We start from the raw sequence: 25914 nt of genomic DNA, 5'->3' as shown, positions 1-25914 counted from the left end.
AGTGAAAGAGTTGTCAGTGGACGTGTGGCTGACATTTTTCACTTGAGCGAACCGCATAAGAAGGTGAAAACTGCGTCAAAGCCTGCGCTTTTCGCCAATCGGGGCGATTACCGAACCATTATCCTGAGTATCGGATTGAAACCATGACCAAAACCGCGATTCCGGTCTTCAAGCTTTACGGGGAAAGCCAGCAGTGGCCGACGCCCGATTTGTTGCACTGCGAAACCATTTCCCGGCGCAGTCGGGAATACCAGTGGGAAATCCAGCCCCACCGGCACGCGGATCTGTGCCAACTGCTGTATGTGCACAAAGGCCAGGCACAACTGGAAATCGAAGGCCAGCGCACCACCCTCAATGAAGCGAGCCTGCAAGTGCTGCCGCCACTGTGCGTGCATGGCTTTCGTTTTTCCGAAGATGTGCAGGGTTATGTGGTGACCCTTTCGGCGCCGCTGGTCAGCCATTTGCAGGCGCAATTGGGCGACACCGTCGATGGCCTGCAAACCCTCGGCAGTTATCCTGCGGGCAAGGACAGCGACTACTTGAACAACCTGTTCGTGCGCTTGCAGGACGAATACGCCGATGATCAACCGGCACGGGACATGATGTTGCACGCCTTGGTCAGCGTGCTGCTGGTGTGGGTCAGCCGCCAGGCGATCCAGCGCCGTCATCCACGCGCCCCACGTGGTCGTGAGTATTTTCGGCGTTTCACCCAACTGGTCGAACAGCATTACCGTGAGCACCCCAAGATTGAAGATTTGGCCCACAAGCTGGGCATCTCGGTCTCACACTTGAACGGGACTTGTCGGGAGTTGGGCGGGCAACCGGCGTTGCAGATCATGCATGACCGCCAGTTGCTGGAAGCCAAGCGCTTGTTGACCTACACCAGCATGACCATCAATGAGATGTCCGAGGTGCTGGGCTTTTCCGACCCGACCAACTTCTCACGACTGTTTCGCCGCAGGGTCGGGTTTTCACCCAAGGCGTTTCGCGAGCAATTGAAGGCCGAGCAGCCTACCTGAGCGCGCTGAAACTGCCGGTGCGCGGCACGCATTGGTCCTGGTGGCAACTGATCGCGAACGCCGCCGGTTGCATGCGGGTTTGTTCGACGCGATAGGCGGCTGTCCCGTACAACGCAGTCGCCAATGCGCAGAGGGTGAAAATCGTCAGGTATTTTCTGGTTTTGATACTCATGGCACAGACCTCTGAACGGATCTACACGGTGCTGTTTAAAGCATAGGTCAGTCAGCGCAAGTTGCCATGATTGGCTGCCATTCAGCGCGTTTATATCGCCTTAGAGGCCGACGTCCCACGCAGGCGCCTCCGGAAACCGCAGCACCAGAAAATCCAGCAGGCTGCGCAGTGCCGAGGGCATGTGCTTGCGCGAGGCGTACACCGCATAGATGTTCATCTGCCGTGGCTCTGCTGCAGGCAGCAAGCGCACCAGTTCACCACTGCGGATCAGGTCACCGGCCTGATAACTGGGGAGCATCGCCACCCCTGCCCCGGCCAGGGTTATACGCAATAACGTGCTGGCCTCGTTGGCGGTGATATTGCCGTGCACCGGCACCGACACGTGTTCGCCCTGCTCTTCGAAATGCCACAGGCTCTTGCCGAAATAGGAGTGGGTCAGGCAGTTGTGCCGGGCCAGGTCTTCGACTTTCTGCGGCGCCGGATGCTCACGCAGATAGGCCGGTGTGGCACACACCACCGAGCGGCACACGGTCAAGCGCCGGGCGATCAGGTTCGGGTCCAGGTCATTGCTGGTGCGGATCGCCAGATCGATGCGCTCATCCACCAGGTTCACCGTGCGGTCGAGCATCTGCAAGTCCACCGTCACCAGCGGGTAGCGCTTGACGTACTCGGCAATGGCCGCGCCCAACTGCGCCTGGCCGAACGAGGTACTGACGCTCAGGCGCAACAAGCCCCGGGGCGCGTCATCGGGCTCGCTGACGGCGGCCTGCATATCAGCGCACAGCTCCAGCAATTGCCGGCAGCGCGGCAGGGTTTCGCTCCCGGCAGCAGTGAGGCTGAGCTTGCGCGTGGTGCGGTGCAGCAGGCGCGCGCCGACCCAATCCTCCAGCTCAGCCAGGTAACGCGAGACCACCGGGCGCGACAGGTCCAGATGATCGGCGGCGGCAGACTGACTGCCCAGGTCCACCACAGTGACAAACACGCGCATTGCTTGAAGACGATCCATGATCTGCCCGATTTCAGAAACAAACTATGTCCAAGCATCGCATTTTTTGTGGTGTTTTATGCAACTAAGCTCTACCCACCCCTTACCAATGGCAGGAGCTGCCCAATGTTCTCGACCTTCAAACGCTTGACCCTGGCCACTGCCGCCCTGGCCTTCGCCGCCCACGCGGCAGCCGCTGAGCTGAAACTGGACGTGTACAACCCCGGCGAAGCGGCGATCTTTCCCGTCAGCTCGGTGCTGGTCAGCGGTGCCAAAGACGCGATCCTGGTGGACGCCCAATTCGGCAAAGGCCAGGCCGAACAACTGGTGCAGAACATCCGCGCCAGCGGCAAGCACCTGACCACCATCTACATCAGCCATGGCGACCCGGACTACTACTTCGGCCTCGACACCCTGACCGCCGCCTTCCCCGACGCCAAGGTGCTGGCGCCGCAACCGGTGGTCGACCATATCAACGCCACCGTCGCCGGCAAGCTGGAATATTGGGGCCCGAAAATGGGCGCCGACAAACCGGCCAAGACGATTGTGCCGCAAGTGCTGCAAGGCCACAGCCTGACCCTTGAAGGGCAACAGCTTGAAGTGGTGGGTCTGGACGGTCCGCAGCCGGATCGCAGCTTTGTGTGGATCCCGTCGATCAAGGCTGTGGTCGGTGGTGTGGTTGTCGCCGAAAACATTCACCTGTGGATGGCTGACACTCAGGGCGCGCAATCTCATAAAGACTGGTTGAGCACCCTTGAGCGCATTGAAGGCTTGAAGCCAAAAACAGTGATCCCTGGCCACTACCTGGGCACCCCATCGCTGGCCTCGGTGAAATTCACCGCCGACTACATCAAGGCCTTCGACATCGAAACCGCCAAGGCCAAGGATTCCGCCGCCCTGATTGCGGCCATGAAACAGCGTTACCCCACCCTCGCCGACGAAAGCTCGCTGGAATTGAGCGCCAAAGTCGCCAAGGGCGAAATGAAGTGGTGATCGGCTTTAAACCCTAACCCTGATGGAGAACGTCATGAGCAAAATCGCAATCATTGGTGCCACCGGCCGTGCCGGTAGCCAACTGCTGGAAGAAGCCCTGCGCCGCGGGCATACCGTTACCGCCATCGCTCGCAACACCGACAAGCTGGGCGTACGCCCAGGCGTCACGGTCAAGCAGGTGGATGCCCTGGACGCCGATGCCCTGCAACACGCTATCAGCGGCAGCGATGTGGTGATCAGCGCCGCGCACTTTGCCACCTTGCCCGCCAGCGCCGTGATCGGCCCGGTGAAAAAGGCCGGGGTCAAACGCCTGCTGGTGGTGGGCGGTGCGGGTTCGTTGCTGCTACCGGACGGCAGTCGCGTCATCGATAGCCCGGGTTTCCCGGCGGAGTACAAGGCCGAAGCCAGTGCCGGGGCTGACTTCCTGGAAACGCTGCGTCAGGAAAAGGAATTGGATTGGACGTTCCTCTCGCCATCGGCGCTGTTCGACGGGACCGAGCGCACCGGCAAATTCCGCCTGGGCCAGGATGACCTGTTGGTGAGCAGTGACGGTAACAGCTCGATCAGCTTTGCCGACTACGCCATCGCCATGATCGACGAGGTTGAAACACCCAAGCACTCGCGTAAGCGCTTCACCGTTGGCTACTGACACCACGCGGTAAACATGTGGGAGGGGGCAAGCCCCTCCTACATTTGTGCCTGGCTGGCCAGCCAATCCATCAGGGCCAACAACCCGGCAGAAGGCACTGTCTGCGGCGGATACACCAGGTAATAGCCCATGCCCGTCGGCACCCGCAGTTCAAACGGCATCACCAGGCGCCCCGCCTTCAGGTCCTCGCCAATCAGCGCACGATCACCGATCGCCACGCCCGAGCCTTGTGCCGCCACCGTCATCGCCAGGTCCAGCGTTTCGAAATGATGCCCCTGGCTCAGACTGCTCAGGCGCGTACCCGCCGCTTTTAACCACAATGCCCAATCCCGCTGATCCCGCGTGGGGTGCAGCAGCACCTGGTGTTGCAGATCTGCTGGCGTGTGCAAGTTGTCCAGCAAGGCCGGCGCACAGACCGGTGTGAGTTGTTCATCGAACAAATGCCGAGCCTCCTCGGACTGCTCGGCGATGGGCGCATAGATCACCGCCGCATCAAATGGCTCGCGACGAAAATCCACGGTGTAGGCCACGGTGGTGGTGAGCTCCACCGGTACATCCGGGCGCTCCCTTTGCCATTGCAGCACGCGTGGCAGTAGCCAGCGCATCACACAGGTGGACGCCTTGAGCTGCAAAACCTCGCAGCGATTGCCGATTTGCTCCACGGCCTCACCGATCACGCCGAACACCTGCTGCACCCGCAGCGCCCACTCGCGACCTTCCTCGGTCAGGCTCAAACCCCGCGCCTGGCGCACAAACAACCCATAGCCCAAATGCCGTTCCAACCCCGCGATCTGGCGGCTCACCGCCCCCTGGGTGATGTGCAGTTGCTCGGCGGCGCGGGTGAAGTTGCAGCATTGGGCCGTAACCCAGAAGGTGTGCAATGCGGGCAACGGTGGAAGGCGTTTCATTAGGGCGCAGCCATGACGTGAGGACATGGCGAGTATGACTTTTTATCGATTGTTGCCGCTACCGGCCAGCCGTTCCAATAGCGCCTTCAATCCATAACAAGAGCGACCGGCATGGCAACCTGCGGCGAAGTATTGGTCCACCTCCTGAAAGGCTACGGTGTCGATCATGTGTTCGGCATCCCCGGTGTGCATACCGTGGAGCTGTACCGTGGTTTGGCGCGCTCCGGCATCCGTCACGTCACCCCGCGCCACGAACAGGGCGCCGGGTTTATGGCCGACGGCTACGCGCGCACCTGCGGCAAGCCTGGTGTGTGTTTCATCATTACCGGCCCGGGCATGACCAATATCACCACGGCCATGGGCCAGGCCTATGCCGATTCGATCCCGATGCTGGTGATTTCCAGTGTGCAGGCGCGCAGCCAGTTGGGCGGCGGGCGTGGCAAGTTGCATGAGTTGCCGAATCAGAGCGCACTGGTGGCCGGCGTGGCGGCTTTTTCCCATACCTTGATGTCGGCCCACGAATTGCCCGGCGTGCTGGCACGGGCGTTTGCACTGTTTCAGGCCGGGCGGCCGCGCCCGGTGCATATCGAGATTCCGTTGGATGTGCTGGTGGAAAATGCCGATGCCCTGCTGGGCAGCCAGCCGGTCAGCGTGGCCCGCGCCGGAGCGGCACCGACGGCGATCGAGCACATGAGCCGCTTGCTCGCCACCGCCCAACGCCCGCTGATTCTGGCCGGTGGCGGCGCCATCGATGCGGCGCCCGAGTTGACCCGCCTGGCCGAAACCCTCGGCGCGCCCGTGGCCCTGACCATCAATGCCAAAGGCCTGTTGCCTGCCGCACACTCATTGTTGATCGGCTCGACCCAGACCCTGGCGGCCACCCGCGCCCTGGTCGCCGAGGCCGATGTGGTACTGGCCATCGGCACGGAACTGGCGGAAACCGATTACGACGTGACCTTCGCCGGCGGCTTCAAGATTCCCGGTACGTTGCTGCGCATCGATATCGACCCGGACCAGACCGTACGCAACTACCCGCCCGAGGTGGCCCTGGTGGCCGACGCGAAAATCGCCGCCCGGGCGCTGCTTACCGAACTGGACCGCCAGCCACTGGCGCCGCGCAATACCGATTGGGGCCCGGTCCGCGTCGCACGTTTGTGGACCGAGCTGGAGCCCACTTGGGACGCTGCCACCCGTGCACACACGCGGCTTCTCAACACCGTCCTGGAAGAACTGCCCGGCGCCGTGCTGGTGGGTGATTCCACCCAACCGGTGTACAGCGCCAACCTGACCCTGAACCTCGACCGACCACGTCACTGGTTCAATTCATCCACCGGCTACGGCACCCTGGGCTATGCCCTGCCCGCCGCCATCGGCGCCTGGCTGGCGCGCGGCGATGGGCAACCGGTGGTGTGCCTGATCGGCGACGGCGGCCTGCAATTCACCCTGCCGGAACTGGCCAGCGCCGTGGAAGCCGGCACACCGGTGATCGTGCTGTTGTGGAATAACCAGGGCTATGAGGAGATCAAGAAATACATGCTCAATCGTGCCATCGAGCCTGTGGGTGTAGACATTTACACCCCGGACTTTATTGGCGTAGCCAAGGCCCTGGGCTGCGCGGCAGAGAGCATCGAAGGCATCGAGCATCTGCGCTCGGCACTGCGCGCCGCAGCTAATCGCCAGGGGCCGACGCTGATTGAAATCGACCAGGGGCGGTGGGAGTCGACCAGGCCCGGAACTCGCTCTATGTGACTCTGGTTTTCCCCTGTGAGAGGGGCGATCTGTCAGTTATCCGCAATTTTTAGATAGCCCCAGCGACTTTCTGATTTGCCCCACTTGCCCCTGCATGGCCTGATTCGCCCTTGTTCGATCAAGGCAGGCCCATGGAAAACGTTCACGCAAAACCCACCACCGCCGTATGGCTGATGATCAGCGTGGTGCTGGTCGCCCTTAACCTGCGACCGTCGATGGCGGCTGTGGGGCCGTTGTTGTCGTCGATTCGCGCGGACGTGCCGTTGAGTTTCAGCAGCGCCGCCTTACTGACCATGTTGCCGGTCATGGCCATGGGCCTGGCGATGTTTGTTGGCATGGGCCTGGCCAAGCGCCTGGGCGAACATCGCAGCATTATGCTGTCGCTGCTGGTGATTGGGCTGGCGACCTTATCGCGATTGTTGCTGGATTCGGCGCTGGAACTGATCGTCAGCGCGATTGCCGCAGGGGTCGGCATTGCGCTGATACAGGCGTTGATGCCGACGCTGATCAAGTCGCGATTCAGCGCTGACGTTTCACTGTTCATGGGCCTGTATGTGACTGCGATCATGGGCGGCGCTGCGCTGGCGGCATCACTCTCACCCTTGGTGCAAGTGCGCACCGGCAGTTGGCGCATCGGCCTGGCGATCTGGGCGGTGCTGGCGCTGTTGGCGCTGGTGTTCTGGTATGCCCAGCGTTCGGCTCTGCCACCCTTGCCTCAAGCAGCTTCGAGCACTCGGGAATCATTTTTCAGCAATCGCCGCGCCTGGTTGCTGGCGATCTTTTTTGGCCTGGGCACGGCGTCCTATACCTGTGTATTGGCGTGGCTGGCGCCCTACTACGTCGAACAGGGCTGGAGCGAGCAGAATGCCGGCTTGCTGCTGGGCTTGCTGACCGCCATGGAGGTGATCTCCGGCCTGGTCACCCCGGCCATCGCCAACCGACGCCAGGATAAACGCGGCGTGATCGCGGTGCTGCTGACGCTGATCATCCTCGGGTTCTGCGGCCTGATCCTCAGCCCACAACACTGGAGCCTGCTATGGCCTTGCCTGCTGGGCCTGGGTATCGGCGGGCTGTTTCCCATGAGCCTGATTGTGTCCCTCGACCACCTCGACAACCCACGGCGCGCCGGCAGCCTTACCGCGTTTGTACAGGGCATCGGTTACCTGATTGCCGGCATGTCGCCCTTGATTGCCGGAGTGATCCGCGATCAATTGGGCAGCTTTGAAGGGGCCTGGTGGTCGCTGACCGCGGTGACTGTGGTGATGCTGCTGATGGTCCTGCGCTTCAACCCCCGGCATTACGTACGACATATCCGCTGACGTCGTATTACAAACAGTATTTGTCCCACACGAAACATTGACGAGTCCTACAGAGCTTTCTATTGGTACGAGCGTTCCGTTAACATTTTGCTCAGTCTTGTACTGAGTTCGGTACAAAGGGTTTACGGACGAAACCGATGCTAAACAGTAACTCGCTCAGAAAGCTCGATATGCAGGATTTGATGGTGTTTATCGCCGTCTACGACCAGAGCAGCGTTACTGATGTGTCCGAAACGCTGTTCGTCAGCCAGTCCACGGTGAGCTACAGCCTGAAGAAGTTGCGCACCAGCTTTGAGGATGAGCTGTTTATCAACACACGGGCCGGTATGCGTCCGACGTACAAGGCCACCACCATGTACGGGCATGTGCAGAAAATCCTGGAAAGCATCAACCTGTGTCACGCCGGTGGCCAGGCCTTTGACCCGACCCAACAGGCGGTGACCTTCAATGTGTGCGCCCCGGAATACTTCGAGCAACTGATCCTGCCACGGCTGTTGAAGCACTTCGACCATGCCGACCTGCCGGTGATCGTCAATGTGCAGAAGCTGGAAACCGACATTCCTGTCGATGACCTGCGTGAAGGCCGCCTCGACCTGGTGATCTGCTTCGGCCCGCACTTTCATCGCACCCATAAAGACTTCAAGACCCAGATGCTGCTGGAGGATGACCTGGTTTGCGTGTTCGACCAGCGCTCGGCGCCCAGGGAGCCGGCGTTCAGCCTGCAATCTTTCGTCGAGCGGCGTCACATATTCCCCACGCCATGGTCCTCCGACACCAACATGATCGACGGCTGGCTCGCACGTCAGGCGCGCAAGCGCCAGGTGATCGCGCGGGCCAATAGCTACAGCGCAGCGTTGAAGATGATTACCGGCACCGACTTCATCGTCACCCTGCCGCGTCGCGTGCAAAAGTTGCTGGCGCCGGCACCGGGGTTCGGTGTGTGCGAAGCACCCAACGGTTTGCCGGGGTTCACCCTGGATATGCATTGGAAGGAAACCAATGGGCAAGACAGCGCCAATAGCTGGTTTCGTGAGCAAGTGGTGAAGGTGTGTGAGGAACAGCTGCAAGCGGCAAGTTGAAGGCGCCAAGCCGTCTCTACAGTTGCTTAGCTTGGAGCCGGGAGCTTGTCACTCATGAACGCCTCCAGCCGCGAACGCATCCAGCGCTCCGCCGGGTCGGTGTCGACGTGGCTGAGCCAGACCATCGACAAATCCAGGGTCGGGGTTTGGAAGGGAAACGGCTCGCAGTACAGATTGCCGCTGGCGGCCATGGCTTGGGCGGTGTAATCCGGCAGGCTGGCGATCATGTCGGTGCCGGCGAGCAACGCCGGCAGCGAACTGTATTGCGGCACCGACAGCACCACATGGCGCTTGCGGCCCACCTCCGCCAGCCACTCATCGGCAAACCCGGCCACGTTGGCAGTGTGGGACACCAGCACATGGGGCCGTGCGCAATATTCATCGAGGGTCAGCGGCGTGTCCGAGGCATCGGCGCGCAGCAGGCAGGGGCGGATATGCCGCAACAGCTTGCGCTTGGCATTTGCCGGCAGGCCGCGGGTCTGGGTGATGCCGACGGTGATATCGCCCGACGCCAGCAAGTCGGGAATGCGCCAGTAATCCACGTGCTGCACCACGAACACCACCTGCGGCGCCTCCTGGCGCAAGGCACGCAGCAACGGCGGTAGCAGGCCGAACTCGACGTCATCGGACAGGCCGATGCGAAAGGTCATGGTACTGATGGACGGATCAAAGTCATGGGTCAGGCTCAGGGCCGATGACAAGGAATCCAGGGCCGGCGACAGGTGCTGGATGATTTCCTCGGCACGGGCCGTGGGCTCCATGCGATGGCCGACACGAATGAACAACGGGTCGTTGAACAAGGTGCGCAGGCGGTTGAGGGCCGAACTGATGGTGGGCTGGCCGAGAAACAGCTTCTCCGCCACCCGCGTCACATTGCGCTCAAGCATCAGCGCTTCGAAGACCACCATCAGGTTGATGTCGGCCTTGCGTAATTCATTGCGATTCATCGGCGCCCACCCCTCTCCCCAAGACAAGCCGCAGTTTAGAAAGGCCACAGGGCTGCGTCTATGTGCGCACTGTTCATCCGGCGGCTTTGGGACTATAAATCAGCGCTTGAAGGTCGCAGAGACTCCATTGTGCTGATCATTTTCGCCCTGAGCCTACTGTTCAGCGGTTTTTTGCTATGGGCCATCAAATTCATCGTTCACCCCACCGCCAGGACTTTGCTGCGCGTTTTCGTCGGTTTATGCCTGGCGGCGGTGGTGGCTTACCTGGTGCTGGCTTCCGGGTTTCCGACCTCGTTGCCGGTGTGAGGGGCCTCCTGGCCCTGGCGCAGGCGTAATGCCGACAACGCGGCCACCACCAACACCACGACAATCACTTTCAAGCGGTTCATGGCATTACCGGTGCTCATCTCAATGGCGCCCATCACCGAACGCCCGACGAACCCACCAAAAACCCGCAAGCGTTGACGAACCCCTGTCCAGCAAAATTCGGTCGTCGTTCTCTTCCAGGCAAGGCCGTTTCCACAAATCAACTGAATCGATTTACTGTTAGATCTGACAGTAGATTTTCACTGACATTAGTATTAATCATTAATCACGAAAAAGGCTGTTAACTATTACTAATACTGATGAGAACTCCATCATGACGACTATCGAAAAACGTGCAACTACAGGTCGCTTAGAAGCCGATATCGAAGGTGACACTGAACGGTGGGTGGCTGACTCAGTTATCTATCAGGCCGACACGAACTCTTTTGTAGTAGGTGGTCCAGAAGAAGGAGTCATGTTCAAAGGTTTGTATTTTACATTCCCCACAGATATCTCTGTTGGTGAGCATGCAATCAATAGAGGTACCAGAGTCGGCGCGTGGTTCAATCCCGGCAGGGCAAACAGCTGGATTGCCGATGAAGAAGGAGGAACGGTGAATGTGTTATCAGTTTCCTCGAACGACGCTTCTATCAAAATATCTTTCAATTTTGTTGCAGTTAACCCGGCAAACAACCAAGAACGTAAGAAAATAGATGGCGAGGGCGAGTTCGAGGGACACTCCCTGAAAAGCGACGTAAAATATAAAAAATAATAATTATTTGCCACCCACATAAATAAAGCGCTTATCTTCAACTTCGAGGAAAACGAAATATAAATATACCCCTTGCATCGGTCATATATGAGAGCGAAGGTACTTTGACGCCCCCCCCCCACACATACAACGTCGCTCTCAATTTTTTTGACTGGATGGGTACTCAGGGTTTCAGCGGACGCTCCTGGTCCCGCTCGGAAAGCTCAGTCCCATCATCGGGATGCTTCCAGGTCTGCGGTTTTTCCTCCTCCTGTCGCCGGGGTTGTTCGCGCTCCGACTCATTCTGCCGTTTCTGTTCGTCAGCCATTACCACCTCCCATCCGTAAGAATTGGACACAGGCTCAAGTATAGAACAAGGCAGGTCTTTTGACGGAGGCACTGATTGATAGCCAGCGCGCATCAATCTATTCAAATTTGTCACTTATCATTTCTAAATGTGTCAGCCACTATCCCCAGTCTTAAGCGAAACAAGCACTTTAAAAAGAACGCTGGAGACACAAAATCATGACTAGCCCTTCCCGGCCCGCCCCTGCCAGCTCGAAAGTAGGCGCTGTATTGCGCGTTACTTCGGGCAACTTCCTCGAACAGTTCGACTTCTTTCTGTTCGGGTTCTACGCGACCTATATCGCTGCCGCGTTCTTCCCCGCCGCTAATGAGTTTGCGTCATTAATGATGACCTTCGCCGTGTTCGGCGCGGGCTTCCTGATGCGACCACTGGGCGCAATCATTCTGGGTGCCTATATCGATGACGTGGGCCGTCGCAAAGGCTTGATCGTGACGTTGTCGATCATGGCCAGCGGTACGCTATTGATCGTGCTGGTGCCCAGTTATCACACCATTGGCCTGTGGGCGCCGCTGCTGGTGCTGCTGGGCCGCCTGCTGCAAGGCTTCTCGGCCGGTGCGGAATTGGGCGGTGTCTCGGTTTACCTGTCTGAAATGGCTACGCCGGGCCGCAAAGGTTTCTACACCAGTTGGCAGTCGGGCAGCCAGCAGATCTCCATTGTGGTGGCCGCCGCGCTGGGTTATGGCTTGAACGTGTGGATGGAACCGTCGGTGGTCGCCGATTGGGGCTGGCGCATTCCGTTTGCCGTTGGTTGCGTGATCATTCCGTTTATCTTTGTGCTGCGTCGCAACCTGCAGGAAACCGAAGAGTTCGCCAACCGCAAGCATCGCCCGACCATGCGTGAAGTGATGGCGACCCTGGTGAAGAACTGGACCGTAGTCATCGGCGGCATGTTGATGGTGGCCATGACCACCACCGCGTTCTACCTGATCACCGTGTACGCACCGACCTTCGGCAAGACTGTGCTGCAACTGAGCACTTCCGATGCCCTGCTGGTGACCTTGCTGGTGGCGGTGTCGAACTTTTTCTGGCTGCCGATCGGCGGCATCCTCAGTGATCGCTTCGGCCGCAAACCGGTACTGATCGCCATGACCGTGCTGACTGTTCTCACTGCTTATCCAGCGCTGTCCTACGTGGTCAACGCGCCAAGCTTTGCGCACATGCTGGAAACCCTGTTGTGGTTCTCCTTCCTCTACGGCCTGTACAACGGCGCAATGATCCCGGCGCTGACCGAAATCATGCCGGTGGAAGTGCGCGTGGCGGGTTTCTCCCTGGCTTACAGCCTGGCGACTGCGGTCTTCGGTGGCTTCACGCCGGCGATTTCCACCTGGTTCATCCACATCACTGAAGACAAGGCATCTCCCGCCTATTGGATGATGTTCGCCGCACTGTGTGCACTGTGTTCAACCCTGGCGTTGTATCGCCACGCCAATACCCGTGGCCAAGTCATGCAGGAGGCGGTGCAATGAAGCCTTTATTCAAATCCCTCACTGCCGTTGTCCTCGGCGCCCTGGCGCTGACGGCCCAGGCCGAAGAGCTCAAGGTGATGACCTCCGGTGGCTTCACCGCCGCCTATAAACTGCTTGGCCCGCAATACGCCAAGCAAAGCGGGGACACCCTCGACACCATTCTCGGCCCGTCCATGGGCAAGGCGCCGGAAGCGATTCCCAACCGCCTGGCCCGCGGCGAGCACGCCGACGTAGTGATCATGGTCGGCTACGCCCTGGATGAGCTGATCAAGCAAGGCAAGGTCGACCCCGCGTCCCGCGTGGAATTGGCCGATTCGCGCATTGGCCTGGTGGTGAAGGAAGGCGCGCAAAAACCTGCGATCAATACCGACGCCGAACTCAAGGCCGTGCTGAGCAAAGCCAAATCCGTGGCGTACTCGGACAGCGCCAGCGGTGTGTACGTCGAGAAAGAGTTGTTCAAGAAACTCGGTATGCCGGCCAAAGGCACCATGATCGAACGCGTGCCGGTGGGCGAGCAGGTGGCCAAGGGTGACTACGAAGTGGGCTTGCAACAGGTGGCTGAATTGCTGCCGGTCAAGGGCGTGACGTTTGTCGGCAAAATCCCGGAAGACGTGCAATCGGTGACACGCTTTGCGGCGGGCATTCCGGTCAACGCCGAACACCCGGATGAGGCCAAGGCGCTGCTGCAGTTCATGGCCTCGCCGCAAGCTCAACCGGTGGTGCAATCCACCGGCCTGGACTCGGTGTCACGCTGACCGAAACGGCATCTCCCGCACCAATCGCTCCAACTCCAGCGCCGCGGGCGGCAGTGTCCGCCCGCGGCGCTTGATCAAGCCCACATTGCGCATCACCTGCGGCTCTACCAGCGGCACACTCACCAGAATCGGGTGCTCGCACGCCGGCATCGCAATCGACGGCACCATCGCCACGCCCAGCCCCGCCTCCACCAGCCCGATCATGGTGGTCACGTGGTGGGTCTCGCAGATACTCGGCTTTTTCACCCGCACGCCACGCAGCGCCTGGTCGAGCAGGAAGCGGTTGCCCGAGGTTTTGTCCACGCTTATGTAGTCGTGTTCATAGGCTTCGGTCCAGGTCACGCTCTCACGCATGGCCAACGGATGGTCACGCCGACAGGCAAGCACATAACGCTCCTGCAGCAACAGCTCGAACTCGACCTCGTCGGCCAGGCTACCGCTGAAGCTCACGCCGAAATCCGCTTCACCGCTTGCCACCGCATTGCTCACTTCACCAGCACTGGCATCGAGCACCCGCAGGCGAATCTTCGGATACAGCTTGTGGAATTCGGAGATCACGTGGGGCATGAAGTAATACGCGGTAGACGGCACACAGGCGATGGTGACGTTGCCCATGCGGGTGGACGCGACGTTGCTGATGCCCATCAAGGCGATGTCAAGATCGTCGAGCATTCGCTCCACCTGGGGCAAGAAGGCACGACCGACCATGGTCAGACTGACCCGCCGTGTGGTGCGTTCGAACAGCTTTACATCCAGGGCGGATTCAAGCTTCTCGATGCGTCGGCTGAGGGCCGGCTGCGAGATACGGATGGCCTCGGCGGCGCCACGGAAACTGCCCTTGTCTACCACGGCGCGGAAGGCTTGGAGGTCGTTGAGGTCGAAATTGATGATCACGGGAGGCGGGCCAAAGTGGTCGGGGTGACGAGCATTATCGTATGGGAGTCGATGGGATGCCATGCGAGCCGGGGCGGCTTTATCGAGATAATCCTGTTACAGATATCAAGTCATACATTTCAGCAGCTTATCGGCTACCTGCGGCCACGCGATCGTCAAAACGGGTCAATACTTGCGGCCTGGACCACACAACTGGAGACGCAGCAACTTATGCAAACCTACCCCTTCTGGATGGACGACGAGACGCCGGATATCGGCATTGATCAGTTGCTTGTTGCATCGCGCCAATGGTCAAGTAGGATTGAATCCTACTCACTTCTGGCGGACATCCCAATGCGCTCAACCCAGCAAATGAGCATCACCTTGCCCCTTGAAATGGCGGCCCTGGTCAAAGCCAAGGTGGCTGCCGGCGAATATGCCAGCGAAAGCGAAGTGATTCGCGACGGATTGCGGGTGCTGCTGGCACGTGACCGTGCCATGGAAGACTGGCTGAGGGACGAAGTCATCCCGGCAGCGACCGCTCTTGAGGCACAACCTGCGCGCGGGTTATCTGCAGAACAGGTTCGCGAGCATATGGCAGCCAGGCGTCAGCGCAAAGGCACCGGGAACGCGTGAGCTACTCGGTGGTTTTTTCGCCTGAAGTCCTGACGCAACTCGATGCCCTTGAGGATTACATCTGCGATGCCGGCTCCCCCTTGGTAGCGACGCGCTTTATCGACAATCTCGTCAGCTACTGTGAAAGCCTCGCCCTGTTCCCCTTGCGTGGCGCGCGCCGTGACGACCTGCTTACAGGCTTACGCATCACGCACTATCGTCGCAGCACCATCATCGCGTTCAGGGTGAGGCCTGATTGCGAAACGGTGTCGATAGTGGGGGTATTTTATGGCGGGCAAAACTACACGGCGCTGTTCCAGGGTGAGGGGAACGACTGCTCATTGATAGATGAAAAGCCTGCTGAAAACTGATCGGCAGGCCTTTAGCGCTTAATCGACTGATAGTTTCTCCCAAGCCGCTGGCGCACTGAAAAACGCCTGCGCATTACTGTCCAGCGTCTCCAGGTGATACCCCCCCTCCTGCACGATCAGGCACGGTAACCCCAGCCCTCGAATGCACTCTCCCAGCCGCGCAAAGCCTTCCCGCGTCACCGCGACCTTGCTTTGCGGGTCCAACTCGTAAATATCAAAGCCCAGTGACAACACCAGCACATCCGCCGAGAAGTCCTTCACCGCTGCCAGGGCCAGCTCCAGCTTTTCGAAAAACAGCGCTTCGCTGGCACCGTGGGGCATGGGCAGGTTGAGGTTGAACCCTAAGCCTGGGCCATCGCCTTTTTCTTCGGCAAAGCCCGCCACCCCGGGATAGAAGTTGGTCGGATCGCCATGGATCGACGTGTAGAGCACGTCATCGCGCTGGTAGAAAATCTCCTGGATGCCTTGGCCGTGATGCATGTCGGTATCGAGCACCGCGACGCGCTGGAAGCCTTGGCGTAACGCTTGCGCAGCCACCGCCGCATTATTGATGTAACAGAAGCCGCCCGCCGCATCGAAGCGAGCGTGATGACCCGGCGGGCGGCACAAGGCGTAGGCGGCAGGTGCGCCATCGAGAATCGCCTTGGCAGCGGCGACGGCGCTTTGGGCTGACCAATACGCCGAGCGCCAGGTCAGTTCACCGATCGGGCAGCTGCCATCGGCCAGGTAACGGGCCGCCTGGGCCAGAATACCGCGCAGGGCGTTGGGCTCGCGCACGAAGATGTTGGACATGACTTCGTCGCCCCAGTCTTCGGGGATTTCCTTCCAACGCTGGTGAGCTTCTTGGAGAAAATCCAGATATGCAGCGCCGTGCACGGCGAGCAGCGGTTCCATACCGTAGTCGCTCGGTTGCTGGATATCAAAGCCCAGGGTTTGCGCAGCCAGCAGCAGGTTGCGCGCACGCTCGGGGACCTCCTGTGGCGTGCGCATCTGGCCACGAGAGTAGTAGCTGCGTGGGTGATGCAGCAGTTGTTCGGGATGGAAAAACGTATTCATAGGATGCTCCTGGATAAACACAGAACCTGCGGGAGCTGGCTTGCCTGCGATTGCGCACGGTCAGAGCACAATGTACCGCCTGCGTCACCGCTATCGCAGGCAAGCCAGCTCCCACATGGGCACGGCGTCAGCCTTTAGAAATGAACCTGGCCGGCGCGTTTCAACACGGCGTTGAGCAATACATCGGTGCCCTGGCGCACGTCTTCAGGCAAGACGTCTTCGGCTTCGTTGTGGCTCAGGCCACCGACACAGGGGATGAAGATCATCGCAGTCGGGCAATAGCGCGCCAGGTGGATGGCATCGTGGCCAGCGCCGCTGATGATGGTCTGCTGGCTGTAGCCCAGAGCATCCACCGACGCTTGCACACAGGCCACGCACTCAGCATCGAACGGCGTGGCCGGGCTGATCCAGTGCGGTGTGATAGTCACGCTGAGGCCACGGTTGTCGGCAATCGCTTGCAGGCGTGCGCGCACTTGCTGCTCCATGGCGTCGATATCGGCGTCGCGGTGATGGCGCAGATCCACAGTGAAGTCGAGCACACCGGGAATGGTGTTGCGCGACGACTTGGCAATGCTCAATTCACCCACAGTGGTCAGGCCATACGGGGCAAAATCGGCAGCGAGGTTTTCCAGGGCCTGGATCATTTTTGCGGCGCCGTACAACGCATCTTTGCGCAGTGCCATCGGCGTGGTGCCCGCATGGGCAGCCATGCCTTCGACACGCACATCGAGCCAGCGAATCGCCTGGCCGCCGGTCACCACGCCGATACTGTTGGCGTTGTCTTCCAGGATCGGGCCTTGCTCGATATGCGCTTCGAAATACGCATCCACTGCCCCACCCAATGCACGCTCGCCGTTATAACCGGTGGTGCGCAACGCCTCGGCCACGCTGACGCCATCACCGTCGGTGGTCGCCAGCGCCTTGTCCAGCGCGAGGGCACCAGTGAACACCGCCGAGCCCAGCATCGCCGGGGTGAAACGCGCGCCTTCTTCGTTGGTCCACACCGCAATTTCCAGGGGCTTGCGCGTCTGGATGCCGTGGTCGTCGAGGCTGCGGATCACCTCGAGTCCGGCCAATACGCCGTACACGCCATCGAAGCGCCCGCCTTCGGGCTGGGTATCGAGATGGCTGCCGATCATCACCGCAGCGGCGTCATTGTCGGTACCCGCACGACGGGCGAACAGATTGCCAATGGCATCCACGCTCAACGTCAGGCCAGCCGCTGTACACCAGTGACTGAACAGCTCACGACCGGCCTGGTCTTCGGCGCTCAACGCCAGGCGGCAGCTGCCACCGCGTGCGGTTGCGCCGATCTCGGCCATGTCCATCAGGCTACGCCACAGGCGCTCGCCGTTAATCTTCAACATTGCGGACTCCCTCAACTGTGTGCCATTTCCAGGCGGTGAGCCGTGGCGTGGCGGCGGGACAAGGCCAGCACGCACACCAACGAGACCGCCGCGATCACGCTGTAAAACACTGCCATCGGCCACCATTGGCCCAGGTATTGATGGGCCAGCCAGGTGCCGATCAACGGTGTCAGGCCACCGGCCAATGCGCCGCATACCTGGTAAGCCAGAGATATCGCGGTGTAGCGCACACGGGTTTCAAACAGGCCGCTGACAAAGCCTGCGATGACGGCGTAGAACGACGCCATGCACACCACCGCGAGGGCTATGCCGAGGATGATCAACGGCGCCTGGCCGCTGCTGACCAGAACGAACATCGGATACGGCGAGGCCATTGCCAGTACGCACATGGCGCACAGGAACCGTGTAGCGCCGACCTTCTCTGCCACCCACGCGGCCAGTGGCTGAACGCAGAACTGAATAATGGCGACGACGAACAGGCATTCCAGAATCAGCGAGCGCGGCAGGTTCAGTTGTTGAGTGCTGTAGGCAATCATGAAGGTGTTGGTGAAATACACGCCGGCAATCCCCAATGTGTTGGCGCCAATGCACAACAACAGTGGGCGCCAGGCGGTTTTCAGCACTTCCAGCACGGGGGCTTGGTCCTTCTTGATCGCCCGCGCTTTTTCCGCCAGGGCCTTGTCTTCGAGGAACTGCGGCGACTCATTTACACCCAGACGAATCGCCAGGCCGACCACCAACAGCAAGGCACTGGCCAGGAACGGCAGGCGCCAGCCCCAACTGAGCAGGTCTTCTTCCGGCAAGCGGGTCACCGCACTGAACGCCAGCAGGGAAAGAATCAAACCGGCCGGGCTGCCCAATTGCGCGAAGGATGCAAAGAAGTTACGGCGCCCCTTTGGCGCATGTTCTCCGGCCATCAACACCGCCCCGCCCCACTCACCGCCGACCGCAATGCCCTGCACCACTCGCAGCAGTATCAGCAGCACCGGTGCCGCGGCGCCGATCTGTGCATAGGTCGGCAACAGGCCGATGCACACCGTGACCACGCCCATCATGACGAGGGTAATCACCAGGGATTTCTTGCGGCCGATGCGGTCGCCGATATGGCCAAACACAATGCCGCCCAACGGCCGCGCAAAGAAGCCCACGGCGAAGGTGCCGAACGCAGCCATGGTGCTGAACAATTTATCGTCGGAGGGGAAAAACAGCTGACCGAACACCAGCGCCGCAGCGGTGGCATAGATGTAAAAGTCGTACCACTCGATCATGGTGCCGATAAAAGCGGCGGCCGCGGCACGGCGAGGCTGCGGCGAAGCGGAAGGCTTCATGGGGCTGGCTCCTTTGGTTATTTTTTTGGCAGGAGAAGGTCGAACCGGTGCGCTCTGATGGCGCTTGTTGAGGCCGATTTTTCGGCCTGGGGCTATGATTAGTCAATTTTCTATTTATTATCTTGATTATAAATACTGCTTATTATCGAGCGACACCATGTCCGAATCCCGCCGCGATATTCACCCCCTGCTCAACGACCGCCTGGACTGGAACCTGCTGCGCACCTTCCGCGTGATCGGCCAGGAACTGAGCATCAGCCGCGCTGCTGCCCGCCTGCACCTGACGCAACCGGCCATCAGCCAGGCGCTCAAGCGCCTGGAGGAACAGCTGGATTGCCAGCTCATCGTACGTCGCGGCCCGCGCTTCGTGCTCACCGAGGCAGGTGAACAGATTTTCGCGATTGCCGGCGAGATGTACGGCCAGGTTTCGCAAATGAGCAACGCCCTGCAAAAGCCGGGTGATGAAGTGATCGGCAAAGTGCGCTTGCTGATGATCAGCCGGATTAATTCCGACACTTTCGATGACTTTCTCGCAGGCTTTCATCGCGAACATCCGCGGGTCGATCTGGAAGTCGAAGTGATGCGCAGCTCCGACATCGTCGCCGCCCTGCTGGAAAAAACCGCGACCCTGGGGTTGAGCCTCAATCGTCGGCCTCAGCCGCGCCTGGAACAGCACCTGTTTCTGCGTCAGCGCTACGCGTTCTTTTGCGGAAAACATCACCCATTGTTCGGGCGCACAAACCTGGCCGAGGGGGATTTGCAGTCGGAAAACTTCGTGAGTTTTACCAGCGACCAGATTGGCGGGATGCTCTCGCCGCTGACGATTTTTCGTGATCAGCAAGGGTTCAGCGGACGGATCGTGGCGTCATCTTCCAGCCTGGAAGAAGTGCGGCGTTTGGTCATTGCCGGGTTTGGCTTGGGGTGTTTGCCCATTCATGTGGTGGCGGACGATGTGAAGAACGGGCTGCTGTGGCGGTTGCCGCCGGATGAGGGGATTGCGGATGTGGATATTCATCTGTTGTGGAACCGGGAGCAGAAGATGAGCCGGGCGGAGGGGGTGTTTATTGAGAGTCTTTTGGGTCGGTTGGCCGACGTATAATTGACCACATCCTGCGTGTCAAAAAGCAGTTACAACTCACTGAATGCACGTCGAAGCACACACGGCTAGGATTGCAGCCAACTAAGCCAATGGCGTACATTAGCGATGATTTTCATAGAGACGTCAGTCTTCACCCGTCGCGTTAAAGAATTGATCGACGAGGATGCCTACATGGCTCTTCAGAACGAGCTGGTAGTCAACCCTTCTGCTGGCGATGTGATTGAGGGTACGGGTGGAGTTCGCAAGATACGAGTAGCAGCCAAAGGCCATGGCAAACGAGGCGGGGCGCGGGTGATCTATTACCATTTCGTCTCGGCATCACAGATTGTTTTACTGATGATCTATCCCAAAAATGAACAGCAGGACTTGACTGCCGTAGAGCGCAAGTCACTGAAGGCTGCGATTGAGCACTGGAGATAGCTATGAGCAGATTTTTTGATGAACTGATGGAAAGCGTTCAAGAGATGAACGAGATCCTGCGCGGAGAACGCGAACCTTCTCGTGAGTTCCATGTTGATTCAATGCGAGTCAAAGAGATCCGTAAGGCGACAGGGCTAACCCAGGCTAAATTCGCAGCGCTGATTGATGTGCAACTTGGCACGTTACGGAACTGGGAGCAGGGTCGTCGTGAGCCTACCGGACCAGCAAAGGCATTGTTGAAAGCTATCCATAATGACCCAGTCCATGTACTGAATGCGTTGGCTAGCTAAAATAAGACTCCAGCGCTGCGCCTTAAACATCGTCATACCCGGAAAAGCCCGGAGTTGACCCAGCGACGGGCTTTTTCGTTTGTGCGGCAGATTCAAGGCTCTTTAAATCTCACATCGATAGCACTGATGATTACTATCGAAACGAGCGCCTGAACGATTGCCGCCACTGATTCCTATAATCGCTTCAAATTCCCTCCTCGCCTGGCTTCAGGCGACATTCCTCCCGGAACCCAATCCCATGCCAAGCGCGAGCCAGGCCCCTAGCGGGCTTCCCGAACATAATCAACAAAGCGTCAAACAGCAGTGGCTGGCGATTCTTTCGGTCGCCGTGGGTGCCTTCGCCCTGGTGACCAGTGAATTTCTGCCGGTGGGCGTACTCAACGACGTCGCCAGCGACCTGGGCATCAGTGCCGGTCACGCCGGGTTGATGGTCACATTGCCCGGCATCATGGCCGCCCTCGCCGCGCCGTTTCTGTCGGTCAGCATTGGTGCCATGGACCGTCGCTACCTGCTGATCGGCCTGACACTGGTGATGATCATCGCCAACTCGGTGGTGGCCTTAGCTAACGATTTCAGCCTGCTGCTGTTCGGCCGTGTATTGCTCGGCATCAGCATCGGCGGCTTCTGGGCCACGGCCATTGCCCTCAGCGGGCGGCTGGCGCCCAAAGGCGTTGGGGTTGCGAAAGCCACCTCGATCATCATGATGGGCGTAACGCTCGCCACCGTACTGGGCGTGCCCGTCGGCACCTGGCTCAGTGGACTGATGGGCTGGCGCATGACCTTCCTGGTTACTGCGTTGGTGGGCATTCCGGTGCTGCTCGCGCAGATCTTCCTGCTACCGCGACTGACGCCGGAAAAGGCCATTGAGATTCGTGACTTGCCCGCGTTGTTTATCAACCCACAGGCGCGAGTCGGCTTGATCGCTGTATTGCTGATCGGCCTGGCGCACTTTGCTGCGTATACCTATGTCGCCCCCTTCTTCAAACACAGCTCCGGCTTTGACGGCCCGACAATTGGTTCATTGCTGCTGCTCTACGGTGTGGCCGGGGTAATGGGCAATATCTTTGCCGGTTTCGCCGCCAACCGCAGCGTACGTCACACCCTGCTGCTGGTTGCGTTGATGATCGGTACCAGCACCGCACTGTTCCCCTACTTCGCCACCGGCCTGACAGGCGCCTCGATGCTGATCGCACTCTGGGGTTTCGCCTTCGGCGCCTTCCCGGCTTGCGCCAGCATCTGGATGTTTGTCGTGGCCCCCAAGGATGTCGAACGCGGCATGCCACTGTTTGTGGCGCTGTTTCAGGTGATCATTGCCCTGGGCTCGTTCTTTGGCGGGCGCATCGTCGACCAGATGGGCAGCTCGGTGTTGTTGAGCCTGGCCACGGTGTTGGTGGGGTTCGGGTTTGCGACCGTGCTGGTATTGGGGCGCAAGGTCAGCAATAGCCTGGTGGCGCAGCCTGCCTGACCGGGTTAGAGATGCGCAAAAAAGCCTGCTGAGCATTGAGTTCAGCAGGCTTTTTTCGTTTCAGGGAGCAGGTACTTATTTGGCCGTGGGGAAATCACGCTCGAGGACGGCATCCACCAGCATTTGCGCGTTTTCGATCAATTGAGCCAGGGCCATGATCACGGGCGACTGCGTGCTGTCAGGATCTTCGGCGCATTGATAGGCGGTTTGCAGGGCGGATGAAAGGATTTCGGTGGCGTTGGTGAGGGCTTCTTCGGTGCCGACATCTGCACCTACATGGAAGATTTTCCGAGGGGAAAATTCGGAGTCAGAATCGAGATTGCTCATTGTGTAGCTCCTGTATGCAATGGGAGCTGCCACATCCCGCTGTCAAACAGAATCAGGTGGCAGCTATGCGCGGGTTGACAGACCGGTATACAGGACCCGGCGCACCCGAAGATGCCCCACGCACAGCCGCCATAAAACGACGTCACAGCAGAAACGCTGTAATCGCATGGAGGTCGTACACCTGTAAATCAGTCTGTCAAAACCGGTCGCCATGAGGGCGACGGCGAAAGGTTAGCGTCCTGCCCCAGTCAACGCAACCCTGCTGGAAAACTGTCGAACCGGCACAACGTAAGCACCTGTTTCGGAAAAGCTTGGTAACCAGAATTCCGGCGAGGAAGCTTGTGTGCACAAGCCTGCAAGCTAGCCTCAAAAAGGTCGCCGCCGTGGCGACATACTGTCAAGGATGCTGATATGCCAACGAGATATCGCGATGCGGTCACAGGTGAATACGTAACCGAGCAAGAGGCGAAGAAAAGACAAAGGGAAACGGTAAAAGAATCGGACAAAAAGCGCCCGGCAAAAGAGGATGAAGCGTTGATAGCGACCGTACGTGAGCGCCAGGCGTCTGCTCAGCGAGTGAAGGTTTCTCTAGACGACCTGTAGCCTTGATTTTACCGCGGGCCATTTGAATCGGCTCACTGGCCCGCGTCCTTAGTCAAGACATGTGCACTGAATGCCAGGAAATCGCCCAAATGTTTGGTGATGATCGCAACGGCAATAGGCAACTGAAGCGTCTGATACTCATGCACCGCGATATTGCGGAAACCGACCATGTTTTTCAGGTTAGTCAGTAAGGAAGGATTCACCCATCCTCCCTGCGCCAGCAGCTCAAACACGTCACGAGCACTTTGGGGGACACCGAGGCGCTCACGACGAATCAGATGTTGCCCCATGTCTAGAGCCGCCTCGCAGGCACGCTGAATATTGAGAATGGCCGCATCTTGACGGGTGAAGTCAGTGGCAAAACTGGCTGGATCCTTTTCGTACTCCTCCCGAGCACGAGCAACGCAACGCTCAATACTGGCAGCCTTGTTGATGAGTACATCATCGGCCATATACCGTTCCATCCTTTTGAATGTCGACTAGCAGCTCTGCCCTGGCGCAATCCAATGCAGTTTTCTCGCTGAGTATGTAGCTCTCAAAGATACCCGCCTGACTGTCCTTGCTCCAGAGGCGGCGCCCTGTCGTTATGACTTGGTATTGCATGACCGTCGAGGCTGCGCGTAAGTCCAGCAAATCGACGGGGACCTTGACGATATCCGCTAATTCCCCGCATAGGCGCCACAGTTGCAGTGGGTCAATGCTTCCCTCAATCAGCACAGCCAAGTCAAGATCGCTGTCGGCATTTGCCTCGCCCGTCGCCTGGCTGCCAAAGACGTACACTGCCAAAAGACCTGGAAGGTTAGCCTGCAAATGCGTGAGCACTTTTTCAAAATTCATGATTGACCCGCATTGTCATCAGGTAATCACGACCGTAGCAGAATTCACCTGAGCATTTCTGCTACAAAAACAAAAACCCCCAACAACCTTTAAGTTATTGGGGGTTTCTGTTTATAAGTAATGGCGGAGAGATAGGGATTCGAACCCTAGGTACCGGTGAAGGTACAACGGATTTCGAATCCGTCCCATTCGGCCACTCTGGCATCTCTCCAACGGCGCGCATCATAACAGCATGATTGATGGATGCAAAGCGCCGAAGCGATTTTTTTCCGTGCTATCAGATGCTTGCGTCGATTACAGCGGTACGCCCAGACGATTGGCGACTTCTTCGTAGGCTTCGATCACATCACCGAGGCCCTGGCGGAAGCGGTCTTTGTCCATCTTCTTCTTGGTGTCCTTGTCCCACAGGCGGCAGCCGTCTGGGCTGAATTCGTCGCCCAGGACGATGGAGCCGTCGTGGAACACGCCGAATTCGAGCTTGAAGTCCACCAGCAACAGGCCTGCGTCGTCGAACAGCTTGGTCAGCACGTCGTTGACCTTGAGGGACAACTCTTTCATGCGCGCCAGTTGTTCAGCGGTGCCCCAGCCGAAGGCCACGACGTGGGATTCGTTGATGAACGGGTCGCCCTTGGCGTCGTCCTTCAGGAACAGCTCGAACGTGTAAGGGTTGAGCTTGAGGCCCTCTTCCACACCCAGGCGCTTGACCAGGCTGCCGGCGGCGTAGTTACGCACGACGCATTCCACCGGGATCATGTCGAGCTTCTTGACCAGGCACTCGTTGTCGCCCAGCAGTTTGTCGAATTGGGTCGGGATACCGGCCGCTTCGAGCTTCTGCATGATGAAGGCGTTGAACTTGTTGTTCACCATGCCCTTGCGATCAAGCTGTTCGATGCGCTTACCGTCGAACGCCGAGGTGTCGTTGCGAAACAGCAGGATCAGGCGGTTGGCGTCGTCGGTCTTGTACACCGACTTGGCTTTGCCGCGGTAGAGTTCTTCACGTTTTTCCATGATGGGCTCCGCTTTGAGTAAGGTGGGCTAGGCGATGTGTCGCCAGTCGAGCCCTGAATCTTGATCGGCCAGTTGCAGCCAGTCCGGGTCGCACCCGAGGGTGTCGACAAAACATTGCCGGGCAAGCGTCGGCAGGTTGTTCTTGCTGCTGAGGTGAGCCAGGACCAGGTGTTGCAGGTCTTGCCAGCCCAACTCATACACCAGGTACGCCGCCTGGTGATTGTTCAAATGTCCCAGCTCGCCGCCCACCCGCTGCTTGAGAAAGTAAGGGTAGTGGCCGCGCGCCAGCAGATCCCTGCAGTGGTTGGACTCGATCATCAAGGCATCGAGGTCCCGGTAACCGTCCAGCACCCTGGCGCAGTAGGAACCCAGGTCGGTCAGCACGCCGAAACGCCGCTGGCCGTCACTGAATACGTATTGCGTGGGCTCCTGGGCATCGTGGGCAACCGCGATGACATTGATGCTCAAGGCACCGATTTGCAGTTGCTCGCCACCGGCCAGAAAACCTGCCGGCTCGATGGGCTTGCGCATCCCGCGCAGCGTGCCGCGACTCAAGTACACCGGCAGATTGTAGCGCCGAGACAGTAAACCCACGCCATGCACGTGGTCGGCATGTTCGTGGGTGACCAGAATTGCGCTCAACTGCGTGGGGTGAACCCCGAGGCGCAGCAGGCGTCGCTCGGTTTCTCTTAACGAGAAACCACAATCGACCAGCACGTACGTGTCATCGTGGGCGACCAGCGTACCGTTCCCTTGGCTACCGCTGCCGAGAACGGCAAAACGCACCGAA

General features: G+C 59.2%; 30 protein-coding genes, 1 tRNA gene and 1 pseudogene. 16 read left to right on the top strand and 16 right to left on the bottom strand.

Annotation, left to right across the window (positions count from 1 at the left end; translation table 11 throughout):
- Nucleotides 1–143 precede the first annotated feature (143 nt).
- Nucleotides 144–1019 (top strand): helix-turn-helix domain-containing protein, encoded by an 876-nt coding sequence (locus tag PSEBG33_RS19110; protein ID WP_005786075.1) that lies wholly within the window; start codon nucleotides 144–146, stop codon nucleotides 1017–1019.
- On the opposite strand, the gene PSEBG33_RS19115 is transcribed toward PSEBG33_RS19110, so the two are convergent.
- Both PSEBG33_RS19115 and PSEBG33_RS19120 read right to left on the bottom strand, forming a co-directional pair.
- Entirely contained in the window at nucleotides 1012–1191 is a 180-nt protein-coding gene (locus PSEBG33_RS19115; protein WP_003189580.1) for a hypothetical protein, read from the bottom strand. The two genes, PSEBG33_RS19110 and PSEBG33_RS19115, sit on opposite strands and share 8 nt — an antisense overlap.
- Before the next feature lie 100 nt (nucleotides 1192–1291).
- Nucleotides 1292–2197 (bottom strand): LysR family transcriptional regulator, encoded by a 906-nt coding sequence (locus PSEBG33_RS19120; protein WP_005786071.1) that lies wholly within the window; start codon nucleotides 2195–2197, stop codon nucleotides 1292–1294.
- A 105-nt stretch (nucleotides 2198–2302) separates the two neighbouring features.
- Between PSEBG33_RS19120 and PSEBG33_RS19125 the strand changes: the two genes are divergently transcribed.
- On the top strand, nucleotides 2303–3169 hold the full coding sequence (locus PSEBG33_RS19125) for an MBL fold metallo-hydrolase (RefSeq protein WP_005786070.1): 867 nt from the start codon (nucleotides 2303–2305) through the stop codon (nucleotides 3167–3169).
- Nucleotides 3170–3203: 34 nt separating this feature from the next.
- Complete coding sequence (locus PSEBG33_RS19130; RefSeq protein ID WP_005786068.1) at nucleotides 3204–3818, top strand: NAD(P)-dependent oxidoreductase; 615 nt, start codon at nucleotides 3204–3206, stop codon at nucleotides 3816–3818.
- Between the two features lie 38 nt (nucleotides 3819–3856).
- Here PSEBG33_RS19130 and PSEBG33_RS19135 read toward each other — a convergent pair whose 3' ends face one another.
- Nucleotides 3857–4726 (bottom strand): LysR substrate-binding domain-containing protein, encoded by an 870-nt coding sequence (locus tag PSEBG33_RS19135; RefSeq protein ID WP_005786066.1) that lies wholly within the window; start codon nucleotides 4724–4726, stop codon nucleotides 3857–3859.
- A 111-nt stretch (nucleotides 4727–4837) separates the two neighbouring features.
- On the opposite strand from PSEBG33_RS19135, the gene PSEBG33_RS19140 reads away from it, so the two are divergent.
- The 3 genes from PSEBG33_RS19140 (at nucleotide 4838) to PSEBG33_RS19150 (ending at nucleotide 8873) form a co-directional block, all read left to right on the top strand.
- The gene (locus PSEBG33_RS19140; protein ID WP_005786064.1) at nucleotides 4838–6475 is read left to right on the top strand and encodes a 5-guanidino-2-oxopentanoate decarboxylase; all 1638 of its coding nucleotides are present in this window, start codon (nucleotides 4838–4840) and stop codon (nucleotides 6473–6475) included.
- A gap of 131 nt (nucleotides 6476–6606) precedes the next feature.
- The gene (locus tag PSEBG33_RS19145; RefSeq protein WP_005786063.1) at nucleotides 6607–7794 is read left to right on the top strand and encodes a cyanate transporter; all 1188 of its coding nucleotides are present in this window, start codon (nucleotides 6607–6609) and stop codon (nucleotides 7792–7794) included.
- Nucleotides 7795–7931: 137 nt separating this feature from the next.
- Nucleotides 7932–8873: a LysR family transcriptional regulator gene (locus PSEBG33_RS19150; protein WP_005786061.1), complete on the top strand. Its 942-nt coding sequence runs from the start codon at nucleotides 7932–7934 to the stop codon at nucleotides 8871–8873.
- 26 nt (nucleotides 8874–8899) lie between these two features.
- On the opposite strand, the gene PSEBG33_RS19155 is transcribed toward PSEBG33_RS19150, so the two are convergent.
- Both PSEBG33_RS19155 and PSEBG33_RS28510 read right to left on the bottom strand, forming a co-directional pair.
- Nucleotides 8900–9820 carry a LysR substrate-binding domain-containing protein gene (locus tag PSEBG33_RS19155; protein WP_005786059.1) on the bottom strand — a complete coding sequence of 307 codons (921 nt, stop codon included), beginning with the start codon at nucleotides 9818–9820 and terminating at the stop codon, nucleotides 8900–8902.
- Nucleotides 9821–10080: 260 nt separating this feature from the next.
- Nucleotides 10081–10298 (bottom strand): annotated as a pseudogene (locus tag PSEBG33_RS28510) (MFS transporter); the annotation flags it as partial.
- A gap of 162 nt (nucleotides 10299–10460) precedes the next feature.
- On the opposite strand from PSEBG33_RS28510, the gene PSEBG33_RS27065 reads away from it, so the two are divergent.
- Nucleotides 10461–10898 carry a hypothetical protein gene (locus tag PSEBG33_RS27065; protein WP_032803354.1) on the top strand — a complete coding sequence of 146 codons (438 nt, stop codon included), beginning with the start codon at nucleotides 10461–10463 and terminating at the stop codon, nucleotides 10896–10898.
- A gap of 163 nt (nucleotides 10899–11061) precedes the next feature.
- Here the strand turns inward: PSEBG33_RS27065 and PSEBG33_RS29500 are convergent, their stop codons facing one another.
- Entirely contained in the window at nucleotides 11062–11205 is a 144-nt protein-coding gene (locus PSEBG33_RS29500) for a hypothetical protein (RefSeq protein ID WP_173664474.1), read from the bottom strand.
- A 197-nt stretch (nucleotides 11206–11402) separates the two neighbouring features.
- Between PSEBG33_RS29500 and PSEBG33_RS19160 the strand changes: the two genes are divergently transcribed.
- Both PSEBG33_RS19160 and PSEBG33_RS19165 read left to right on the top strand, forming a co-directional pair.
- Complete coding sequence (locus PSEBG33_RS19160; protein ID WP_005786058.1) at nucleotides 11403–12710, top strand: MFS transporter; 1308 nt, start codon at nucleotides 11403–11405, stop codon at nucleotides 12708–12710.
- Nucleotides 12707–13465 (top strand): substrate-binding domain-containing protein, encoded by a 759-nt coding sequence (locus PSEBG33_RS19165; RefSeq protein WP_005786057.1) that lies wholly within the window; start codon nucleotides 12707–12709, stop codon nucleotides 13463–13465. Before PSEBG33_RS19160 ends, PSEBG33_RS19165 begins: the two co-directional genes overlap by 4 nt.
- Here PSEBG33_RS19165 and PSEBG33_RS19170 read toward each other — a convergent pair.
- Nucleotides 13457–14359, bottom strand: a complete 903-nt coding sequence (locus tag PSEBG33_RS19170; protein WP_005786055.1) for a LysR family transcriptional regulator — start codon at nucleotides 14357–14359, stop codon at nucleotides 13457–13459. The genes PSEBG33_RS19165 and PSEBG33_RS19170 overlap by 9 nt on opposite strands.
- Before the next feature lie 24 nt (nucleotides 14360–14383).
- On the opposite strand from PSEBG33_RS19170, the gene PSEBG33_RS30060 reads away from it, so the two are divergent.
- Nucleotides 14384–14974 carry a ribbon-helix-helix domain-containing protein gene (locus PSEBG33_RS30060; RefSeq protein ID WP_232289410.1) on the top strand — a complete coding sequence of 197 codons (591 nt, stop codon included), beginning with the start codon at nucleotides 14384–14386 and terminating at the stop codon, nucleotides 14972–14974.
- Nucleotides 14971–15324, top strand: coding sequence for a type II toxin-antitoxin system RelE/ParE family toxin (locus PSEBG33_RS19175; protein WP_005786051.1), 354 nt, complete (start codon nucleotides 14971–14973; stop codon nucleotides 15322–15324). Before PSEBG33_RS30060 ends, PSEBG33_RS19175 begins: the two co-directional genes overlap by 4 nt.
- Nucleotides 15325–15342: 18 nt before the next feature.
- Here PSEBG33_RS19175 and PSEBG33_RS19180 read toward each other — a convergent pair whose 3' ends face one another.
- The 3 genes from PSEBG33_RS19180 to PSEBG33_RS19190 form a co-directional block, all read right to left on the bottom strand.
- Nucleotides 15343–16380 (bottom strand): histone deacetylase family protein, encoded by a 1038-nt coding sequence (locus PSEBG33_RS19180; protein ID WP_005786049.1) that lies wholly within the window; start codon nucleotides 16378–16380, stop codon nucleotides 15343–15345.
- A 134-nt stretch (nucleotides 16381–16514) separates the two neighbouring features.
- Complete coding sequence (locus PSEBG33_RS19185) at nucleotides 16515–17747, bottom strand: Zn-dependent hydrolase (RefSeq protein ID WP_005786047.1); 1233 nt, start codon at nucleotides 17745–17747, stop codon at nucleotides 16515–16517.
- 11 nt (nucleotides 17748–17758) lie between these two features.
- Entirely contained in the window at nucleotides 17759–19075 is a 1317-nt protein-coding gene (locus PSEBG33_RS19190; RefSeq protein WP_005786044.1) for an MFS transporter, read from the bottom strand.
- A 157-nt stretch (nucleotides 19076–19232) separates the two neighbouring features.
- Here PSEBG33_RS19190 and PSEBG33_RS19195 point away from each other — a divergent pair, with 157 nt between their 5' ends.
- The 4 genes from PSEBG33_RS19195 to PSEBG33_RS19210 all read left to right on the top strand — a co-directional run bounded on the left by PSEBG33_RS19195 (nucleotide 19233) and on the right by PSEBG33_RS19210 (nucleotide 22349).
- Nucleotides 19233–20174, top strand: coding sequence for a LysR family transcriptional regulator (locus PSEBG33_RS19195; protein ID WP_005786043.1), 942 nt, complete (start codon nucleotides 19233–19235; stop codon nucleotides 20172–20174).
- Nucleotides 20175–20279: 105 nt separating this feature from the next.
- The gene (locus PSEBG33_RS19200) at nucleotides 20280–20594 is read left to right on the top strand and encodes a type II toxin-antitoxin system RelE/ParE family toxin (protein WP_005786041.1); all 315 of its coding nucleotides are present in this window, start codon (nucleotides 20280–20282) and stop codon (nucleotides 20592–20594) included.
- A gap of 2 nt (nucleotides 20595–20596) precedes the next feature.
- Nucleotides 20597–20884, top strand: coding sequence for a NadS family protein (gene nadS, locus PSEBG33_RS19205; RefSeq protein WP_003189536.1), 288 nt, complete (start codon nucleotides 20597–20599; stop codon nucleotides 20882–20884).
- A 238-nt stretch (nucleotides 20885–21122) separates the two neighbouring features.
- Entirely contained in the window at nucleotides 21123–22349 is a 1227-nt protein-coding gene (locus PSEBG33_RS19210; protein WP_005786037.1) for an MFS transporter, read from the top strand.
- Between the two features lie 75 nt (nucleotides 22350–22424).
- On the opposite strand, the gene PSEBG33_RS19215 is transcribed toward PSEBG33_RS19210, so the two are convergent.
- The gene (locus PSEBG33_RS19215) at nucleotides 22425–22676 is read right to left on the bottom strand and encodes a DUF6124 family protein (protein ID WP_005786036.1); all 252 of its coding nucleotides are present in this window, start codon (nucleotides 22674–22676) and stop codon (nucleotides 22425–22427) included.
- A 411-nt stretch (nucleotides 22677–23087) separates the two neighbouring features.
- Between PSEBG33_RS19215 and PSEBG33_RS29970 the strand changes: the two genes are divergently transcribed.
- Nucleotides 23088–23279, top strand: coding sequence for a hypothetical protein (locus PSEBG33_RS29970; RefSeq protein ID WP_157264131.1), 192 nt, complete (start codon nucleotides 23088–23090; stop codon nucleotides 23277–23279).
- Between the two features lie 32 nt (nucleotides 23280–23311).
- Here PSEBG33_RS29970 and hepT read toward each other — a convergent pair whose 3' ends face one another.
- The 5 genes from hepT to PSEBG33_RS19240 all read right to left on the bottom strand — a co-directional run bounded on the left by hepT (nucleotide 23312) and on the right by PSEBG33_RS19240 (nucleotide 25910).
- Complete coding sequence (gene hepT, locus PSEBG33_RS19220; RefSeq protein WP_005786034.1) at nucleotides 23312–23731, bottom strand: type VII toxin-antitoxin system HepT family RNase toxin; 420 nt, start codon at nucleotides 23729–23731, stop codon at nucleotides 23312–23314.
- Entirely contained in the window at nucleotides 23721–24116 is a 396-nt protein-coding gene (gene mntA, locus PSEBG33_RS19225) for a type VII toxin-antitoxin system MntA family adenylyltransferase antitoxin (protein ID WP_005786031.1), read from the bottom strand. Before mntA ends, hepT begins: the two co-directional genes overlap by 11 nt.
- Before the next feature lie 121 nt (nucleotides 24117–24237).
- A tRNA-Ser gene (locus PSEBG33_RS19230) sits at nucleotides 24238–24327 on the bottom strand.
- A gap of 83 nt (nucleotides 24328–24410) precedes the next feature.
- Nucleotides 24411–25124, bottom strand: coding sequence for a phosphoribosylaminoimidazolesuccinocarboxamide synthase (gene purC, locus PSEBG33_RS19235; protein WP_005786030.1), 714 nt, complete (start codon nucleotides 25122–25124; stop codon nucleotides 24411–24413).
- Between the two features lie 27 nt (nucleotides 25125–25151).
- The gene (locus PSEBG33_RS19240) at nucleotides 25152–25910 is read right to left on the bottom strand and encodes an MBL fold metallo-hydrolase (protein WP_005786028.1); all 759 of its coding nucleotides are present in this window, start codon (nucleotides 25908–25910) and stop codon (nucleotides 25152–25154) included.
- Nucleotides 25911–25914: the final 4 nt, after the last annotated feature.

Origin of the sequence: Pseudomonas synxantha BG33R, from assembly GCF_000263715.2 — a bacterium.
GTDB classification, from domain to species: Bacteria; Pseudomonadota; Gammaproteobacteria; order Pseudomonadales; family Pseudomonadaceae; genus Aquipseudomonas; species Aquipseudomonas synxantha_A.
This window is presented reverse-complemented; position numbering and strand designations above follow the sequence as displayed.

Coding starts and splice junctions, on each gene's coding strand:
- PSEBG33_RS19110 (WP_005786075.1), top strand. CDS start 144: ATGACCAAAACCGCGATTCCGGTCTTCAAGCTTTACGGGGAAAGCCAG.
- PSEBG33_RS19115 (WP_003189580.1), bottom strand. CDS start 1,191: ATGAGTATCAAAACCAGAAAATACCTGACGATTTTCACCCTCTGCGCA.
- PSEBG33_RS19120 (WP_005786071.1), bottom strand. CDS start 2,197: ATGGATCGTCTTCAAGCAATGCGCGTGTTTGTCACTGTGGTGGACCTG.
- PSEBG33_RS19125 (WP_005786070.1), top strand. CDS start 2,303: ATGTTCTCGACCTTCAAACGCTTGACCCTGGCCACTGCCGCCCTGGCC.
- PSEBG33_RS19130 (WP_005786068.1), top strand. CDS start 3,204: ATGAGCAAAATCGCAATCATTGGTGCCACCGGCCGTGCCGGTAGCCAA.
- PSEBG33_RS19135 (WP_005786066.1), bottom strand. CDS start 4,726: ATGAAACGCCTTCCACCGTTGCCCGCATTGCACACCTTCTGGGTTACG.
- PSEBG33_RS19140 (WP_005786064.1), top strand. CDS start 4,838: ATGGCAACCTGCGGCGAAGTATTGGTCCACCTCCTGAAAGGCTACGGT.
- PSEBG33_RS19145 (WP_005786063.1), top strand. CDS start 6,607: ATGGAAAACGTTCACGCAAAACCCACCACCGCCGTATGGCTGATGATC.
- PSEBG33_RS19150 (WP_005786061.1), top strand. CDS start 7,932: ATGCTAAACAGTAACTCGCTCAGAAAGCTCGATATGCAGGATTTGATG.
- PSEBG33_RS19155 (WP_005786059.1), bottom strand. CDS start 9,820: ATGAATCGCAATGAATTACGCAAGGCCGACATCAACCTGATGGTGGTC.
- PSEBG33_RS27065 (WP_032803354.1), top strand. CDS start 10,461: ATGACGACTATCGAAAAACGTGCAACTACAGGTCGCTTAGAAGCCGAT.
- PSEBG33_RS29500 (WP_173664474.1), bottom strand. CDS start 11,205: ATGGCTGACGAACAGAAACGGCAGAATGAGTCGGAGCGCGAACAACCC.
- PSEBG33_RS19160 (WP_005786058.1), top strand. CDS start 11,403: ATGACTAGCCCTTCCCGGCCCGCCCCTGCCAGCTCGAAAGTAGGCGCT.
- PSEBG33_RS19165 (WP_005786057.1), top strand. CDS start 12,707: ATGAAGCCTTTATTCAAATCCCTCACTGCCGTTGTCCTCGGCGCCCTG.
- PSEBG33_RS19180 (WP_005786049.1), bottom strand. CDS start 16,380: ATGAATACGTTTTTCCATCCCGAACAACTGCTGCATCACCCACGCAGC.
- PSEBG33_RS19185 (WP_005786047.1), bottom strand. CDS start 17,747: ATGTTGAAGATTAACGGCGAGCGCCTGTGGCGTAGCCTGATGGACATG.
- PSEBG33_RS19190 (WP_005786044.1), bottom strand. CDS start 19,075: ATGAAGCCTTCCGCTTCGCCGCAGCCTCGCCGTGCCGCGGCCGCCGCT.
- PSEBG33_RS19195 (WP_005786043.1), top strand. CDS start 19,233: ATGTCCGAATCCCGCCGCGATATTCACCCCCTGCTCAACGACCGCCTG.
- PSEBG33_RS19200 (WP_005786041.1), top strand. CDS start 20,280: ATGATTTTCATAGAGACGTCAGTCTTCACCCGTCGCGTTAAAGAATTG.
- nadS (WP_003189536.1), top strand. CDS start 20,597: ATGAGCAGATTTTTTGATGAACTGATGGAAAGCGTTCAAGAGATGAAC.
- PSEBG33_RS19210 (WP_005786037.1), top strand. CDS start 21,123: ATGCCAAGCGCGAGCCAGGCCCCTAGCGGGCTTCCCGAACATAATCAA.
- PSEBG33_RS19215 (WP_005786036.1), bottom strand. CDS start 22,676: ATGAGCAATCTCGATTCTGACTCCGAATTTTCCCCTCGGAAAATCTTC.
- PSEBG33_RS29970 (WP_157264131.1), top strand. CDS start 23,088: ATGCCAACGAGATATCGCGATGCGGTCACAGGTGAATACGTAACCGAG.
- hepT (WP_005786034.1), bottom strand. CDS start 23,731: ATGGCCGATGATGTACTCATCAACAAGGCTGCCAGTATTGAGCGTTGC.
- mntA (WP_005786031.1), bottom strand. CDS start 24,116: ATGAATTTTGAAAAAGTGCTCACGCATTTGCAGGCTAACCTTCCAGGT.
- purC (WP_005786030.1), bottom strand. CDS start 25,124: ATGGAAAAACGTGAAGAACTCTACCGCGGCAAAGCCAAGTCGGTGTAC.